Origin of the sequence: Robiginitalea sp., assembly GCF_049588695.1 — a bacterium.
In the GTDB taxonomy this organism is placed as follows: domain Bacteria; phylum Bacteroidota; class Bacteroidia; order Flavobacteriales; family Flavobacteriaceae; genus Robiginitalea.
Genome location: NZ_JBAVZJ010000472.1, coordinates 1 through 6,037 on the forward strand (window position 1 = coordinate 1; position 6,037 = coordinate 6,037).

3 protein-coding genes and 1 pseudogene are annotated in these 6,037 nt (G+C 48.1%); 3 read left to right on the forward strand and 1 reads right to left on the reverse strand.

The annotated features are described in order from the left end of the window. A pseudogene (locus WBV75_RS11125) lies at positions 1 to 322 on the forward strand (DUF3078 domain-containing protein); the annotation flags it as partial. Here WBV75_RS11125 and dgt read toward each other — a convergent pair. After that, positions 310 to 1,671 (reverse strand): dGTP triphosphohydrolase, encoded by a 1,362-nt coding sequence (gene dgt / locus WBV75_RS11130; RefSeq protein WP_424120676.1) that lies wholly within the window; start codon positions 1,669 to 1,671, stop codon positions 310 to 312. The pseudogene WBV75_RS11125 and the gene dgt sit on opposite strands and share 13 nt — an antisense overlap. A gap of 189 nt (positions 1,672 to 1,860) precedes the next feature. Here dgt and WBV75_RS11135 point away from each other — a divergent pair, with 189 nt between their 5' ends. Together WBV75_RS11135 and WBV75_RS11140 are read left to right on the forward strand one after the other, a co-directional pair. Beyond that, on the forward strand, positions 1,861 to 4,683 hold the full coding sequence (locus tag WBV75_RS11135; RefSeq protein ID WP_424120674.1) for a TonB-dependent receptor domain-containing protein: 2,823 nt from the start codon (positions 1,861 to 1,863) through the stop codon (positions 4,681 to 4,683). Positions 4,684 to 4,704: 21 nt separating this feature from the next. Next, positions 4,705 to 5,907, forward strand: coding sequence for a multidrug transporter (locus tag WBV75_RS11140; protein WP_424120675.1), 1,203 nt, complete (start codon positions 4,705 to 4,707; stop codon positions 5,905 to 5,907). Positions 5,908 to 6,037 lie beyond the last annotated feature (130 nt).

Genomic DNA, 6,037 nt, shown 5'->3' on the forward strand with positions numbered 1-6,037 from the left:
GGAAAAACTCTATACGGAATTGGGTATTCTCGTCACCCATAAGTGGGAATTCCCTATTGCCGAGAACATCAATTACGACCATAATCTGGCCCTTTATACAGACTACCTCAACAACTTTGGCAATATCGATATCGACTGGCAGGTGCGATTGAAGTTTCAGGTCAACGAATTTATTAGCGCCACCCTGATCGCCCATATTATTTATGACGACGACATTCTCTTTGATCGGGAGGAAGCCGCCGACGGGACCCTGATCGATCCGGGGGTCCCCCGTATTCAACTTCGACAGCAACTCGGCATTGGGGTCACTTACAGGTTCTGATCCTGAAGTTGCTTTCCGCTGATCTTGTTGTGGATATGTACCGCGGCCCGGTCCGAAAGGGAAGCCACAAAAGAGCAGGCCTGCAGCAAGGCCTCGTAAACAGAGCTCGCCTCCGGTTGTCCATTTTCCAAAGGCAGCATACTGAGAATCAGCCGGTCGTAGGAATTGGTTTTCCCTTGCAGTCGGGCTACCATCGCCCCTGTACAAACCTCCAATATATCGGAGAGGATTTTATACCCGGCCACTTCTTTTTCCACCACCTCGGGCGCCTGGTAAATCCGATCGACACTCAATCGGATGATATCTTCAATCTGGGCCTTGTACCTGCTCTTATCGAGAAGGGCAACTTTTAGCTCTCCCCTCAGGATAGCCTCTTCCTCTTCCATAAAAATACGTACGGCATCCTGCACAAGGGTCCCGATGGCCAGGGCCCGCAAATAGCCCAGACGGTCGGGCATATGAGAAATCCCTCTGTATTTTTCAGTGTTTATCCGGTCCTTCACCAGTTTTATCAAGTATTCCAGGGCGTAATCTTCCGGGATCAGGCCCAGGTTGATCCCATCTTCAAAGTCGATGATGGTATAGCAAATATCATCGGCAGCTTCCACGAGATAGGTCAGGGGATGCCTGCAGTATCCGATCCCCCCTTCAAGGTTCATAGATTTAAGCCCAAGTTCTTCGGCGATCTCACAAAAGATGGGGACTTCGCTTTGAAATACCCCGAACTTCTTGGTGGCGATCGGGCCGCCTTTTCGATGCGGCAGGGACTCCTTCGGATACTTGGTAAAGGCACCCAGGGTGGCATAACTCAGGCGGGAGCCTCCCGGAACACCTACCCTCGGAGCAGCCAATAAACGGAATCCATGTGCATTCCCCTCAAATCGAAGCAGGTCCGCATACTGTTTATCGGTCAGATCCTCTTTAAATCGCTGGCCGGGACCCCGGTCAAAAAAACTACCTATTGCCTGTTCTCCGCTATGTCCAAAAGGTGGGTTCCCGATATCATGGGCCAGGGATGCAGCGGCCACGATAGCGCCAAAATCATTAAACCGATAACCGTGGACCTGGGCGAGTTGCGGATGTTTTTCCAGAACCTGGGCTCCGGCGAGCCTTCCCAGACTCCTCCCCACGACAGACACTTCCAAACTGTGGGTCAGGCGGGTATGGACAAAATCGGTTTTGGACAGGGGAATGACCTGGGTTTTATCCTGGAGGCTCCGGAAATAGGGTGAAAAAATAATGCGGTCGTAATCCACCTCAAACCCCAGGCGGGTTTCGTCCTGCTCATTTCGAAGCCTTTTATGTGTGTCTCCTTCCCGCCTCAGCGAAAGGAGTTGTTCCCATTGCATCATAATCCTTGAAATATGCCCGAAAGATACCCTTTTTATGAAGTATCGGTAAAGCGATTTCAAGCATCCATAATACTGGCTTAACCTGGTAACATTCGCCTAACATTAATGCAAAAAAGGTTTAACACCAGGCTAACAGGACCTTTACAGTGACTAGCGTTCTTTGCCCCCGAATACCACGAACAGACAATGAAACAGTTTATATACCTTTTACTTCTCCTTACAGGACCTGTCATTTTCGCCCAGGAGAATGGCTCTATTGTCGGTAAGCTTATCGACAAGGAGATGAATGATGAACCGATGGCCTTTGCCAATGTTCTCGTTAAAGGAACCACCAAAGGGACCACATCAGACTTTGACGGCCTCTATGAAATAGACGGGCTGGAACCCGGAACTTATACTGTCGTATATAGCTTTCTCGGCTATGAGACTGTAGAGCTGTCCGTGACTGTAGAAGCTGGTAAAGTAACCGAAGCTAATGTTCCCATGTCGGCAACTGCCGGGGTCTCCCTCGATGAAGTCGTGTTAGTGACCTCATCGGCAAAGGATTCGGAAGTCGCCCTCTTGCTGGAACAGAAGAAAGCTATTGTGATAGAAGAGGCCATCAGTGCGGAAGCCCTGAAACTGAAAGGTATTGACGATGCCGCAGCAGCGGTCTCCCAGATTTCCGGGATATCGAAACAGCAGGGATCCAATGACGTATACGTCAGGGGGCTTGGGGATCGGTACCAGAATACCAGTATGAACGGACTTTCCCTCCCATCCAATGATGTCAATAAAAAGAACATCGACCTGAACCTCTTTACTTCGGGCATCCTGGATAACGTAGCTGTAAGTAAGGCGTATTCTTCAGCTTTCTATTCGGATTTTGCTGCGGGAAACGTCAATATCGATTCCAAAGAACACCTTGGGGATGCCTATGTTAAGGTAAGCCTTGGCAGTGGCCTGAATACAAATGCCAGCGGCTTGGATTTTGTGCGTTCCGAAGGGCCAAGTGCCTACGGTTTTTACAACCGCTATGAATACAACCCCTTTAACGTTGTCCTTGCCCACGGTGTTGACCCTCAAAGTGCCTGGGACCCCATAAACTTAAACGGCGCTTTCGAGGCCGGGAATTCCTGGAATATCGGGGATGAATCCCGTCTTAGTTATTTCGTGTCTGCCAGTTTTGACAGCGGCTATACCTTCCGGGAAGGGCCTGCAGCGGATTTCACCAATGTCTTAAAAGTCAATTTTCCCACAGTCAATGAGTACGCCTATAATACCAATACAACGGCCCTGGGAAATCTTACTTATAGGATCAATCCGGAACACAAACTGAGTTTCACCAGCCTCTTTATCAATAGTGCCGTCGATGCAGTGGGGTACTACGGTGTAAATGGTGAGGGTACCAACAGGGATGCTATCATCACAACCGATGAAGGATTCTATATCATGAATGTCCAGTTCAACCAGGACATGATCTTTGTGAACCAACTGAACGGATCACATAGTTTTGAAGATAAGTTCCTTTTTGAGTGGGGTGTCGGGTTTAATAAAGTCTATTCCGATGAACCCGATCGTAAACGGATTACCCTGGAGAATTACCAGTTATCCCTCGACGACGATCCAAATACCAACCCGGTTTTTTACACGAATATTCCCTTCGACAACCAAAGGTTTTTCCAGAGTATTGAGGACGACGAGCTGAATAGTTATTTGAACCTTGGGTATAAGGCTTCTGAACAACTGACCCTCGGGTTTGGATATAACGGGAAACGGAAGGAACGTAGCTTTAACAGTATCCGTTACGGATACCGTATCGAAGACAGGGACAACACGCCAATCACCGATGTAAACAATTTTGATGACATTTTCGATGTCAGCAATATTAACATCCCTGAAGGAAGTGGCCTTTGGGACCTGATTGTCCTGAATCCGATAAATAATGAAATTGGTAATGTAAACCGCCCCGGACTTCCTGAGAATACGTATAGAGGTGTTATGAATGTTTATGCCGGTTTTGTGAACGCCCAGTGGACCCCAAACGAGAAATGGTTGGTCGTTCCCGGTATCCGGCTGGAATCTTTTTCCCAGAGCGTGGAGTACGAGGTAATCAATATCCGTCCGGATGATCCGGGCTTCAGGGATGTGTACGAAAATATATTTGTCCCATCACTCAATGTGCGTTATTCGCTTACTGAGGATAGTAACCTGAGATTCTCCTTCAGCAAGACAGCGTCCTTTCCCGAATTCAAGGAAGTGGCCCCCTTTGTGTACGAAGCCGTCACACAGCGTATCGGAGGTAACCCTGACCTTTTGGGAGGGCTTGACGGCACAGGGGCAACTTATTCGGACGTTTACAATTACGATCTGAAATACGAATGGTTCCTCGACAGGGGTGAGATCATTTCACTCTCAGGCTTTGCCAAAACCATAAAAAACCCCGTGAACCGGGTTGTAGCCGCAGACGCCACAGGAACACAAAGGTATTTCCGTACCGGGGATCAGGCAGATGTTTACGGAGTGGAATTAGAACTTCGAAAAAACCTCCTCTCTGACGCAAATGACAACGCCATTGTGTCGATGGGACTGAATGCAGCATATACCCATACAAAACAGGACCTGAAGGATATTCCCGCCGGAGACCAGAATACATTCGGAACCACTTTTGACCGGGATTCCGACAGACTTGAGGGAGCTTCTCCCTTTATCATGAATGCAGACCTGAACTACAGCCCTGATTTTGGAAACTATCGTCCAAAGGCTACACTTGTTTTCTCCTATTTTTCTGACCGTATTTTCTCCCTTGGGGCAGGAAGCCTGGGGAATATAGTTGAGCGTTCTGTACCCTCACTGGGTTTTGTACTTCGAAACGATATTGGGGAACATTTTGAAGTGAATTTCAGCGCCCAAAACCTTTTGAATCCAGATGTCTCCTTTGTGAGAGAAAACACCGGTATCGGTGACGTGATTATTCGTGAATACAACCTTGGGGTAAATCTGGGTGTTACCCTGGTCTATAAATTCTAATACTACTTTAAACTCTAAACAATGAAAAAGACGTTTTTAATTTTGGGGATGACCGCCGCAGTCCTTTCATCATGCGAAAGCGATGATACCCCTGACATTGTTATCAATGATAACAGTACAGTCAATAATACCACGATCAATGGCCCCGCAGGCCCAGATTCTGGCGATGACATTGTAAACCTCAGTGGGGTTTACACAGAAGATTTAAACCTTAGTGCCGATACTGATTATGTGATCACAGGACCTGTTCTAATGGCGAATGGAACCACGCTTAGCATTCCTGCAGGAACCACCCTCAGAGCACAACCTGTAGGTGTGAATGCATATATCGCTATACAGCAGGGGGCTCAGATCAATGCTGTTGGAACCGCCGATAATCCTATCGTGCTTTCCTCCAACGCAAGCAATCCCGGCGCAGGTGACTGGGGAGGGCTTGTCATTTGTGGAAGGGCTCCTATCAACTCTACGGCCGATGGCTCCGAGGATACCGCTACTTCTGAAGTGGGCGGACTCTCCTATGGCGGCAACGTCGTAGCTGATAATTCGGGTACCGTTCAATACTTGCGAATTGAATATGCAGGAGGTGCGATTGACGGAAATGCAGAACTTAACGGACTATCCCTCTATGCCGTTGGAAATGGTACGACCATGGACCATATCCAGATCTTCGAAGGTTCTGACGATGGAGTAGAGTTTTTCGGGGGAACCGTAAATGTCAGCCAGGTTGCTGTTGTAAACGCAGAAGATGATTCCATCGACTGGACGGAAGGATATACCGGAACCCTTACCGATGTATATGTACAGCACGGCAACAATCACGATAAGGCCTTTGAATGTGATGGGTACAATACGGACTTCAGTAACGAAGGTGGGTATTTCTCAGCCCCTAATGTAAACAACGTAACCGTTGTGGGAACCGGGGAGGCTGGTAACGAAGCGATCCGCCTTAGGGCTGGAACCCAGGGTATCTTCACAAACGTAGTGGTTACCGATTTTGAAGAAGCTTTTGACCTGGATGGGGACACGGGAGATAATACCACCGGACAGGGTGTTATTGACGGCCTCTTGCAGGTAAACGATGTAAGCTTTAACAACGTGACCACCAAGTTGAAGAACGACACCGGCTTTACCTTTGACGAAGCAGACTTTATCTCAGGAGATGGTAATGGTACCGGTACCGATGTATCTTCCTGGGCTACGGGTTGGACCGTTGGCATTAACTGATTTAGTTCTAAGAATTAGCCAAATTCTTATCATAGTAAGGGCCGCCGGATAAATCCGGCGGCCTTTGTATTGAATACATGCTTCTCAAAGCCTGTTTATGATCCATGTTTTTGTAAATTCGACCGTTCCC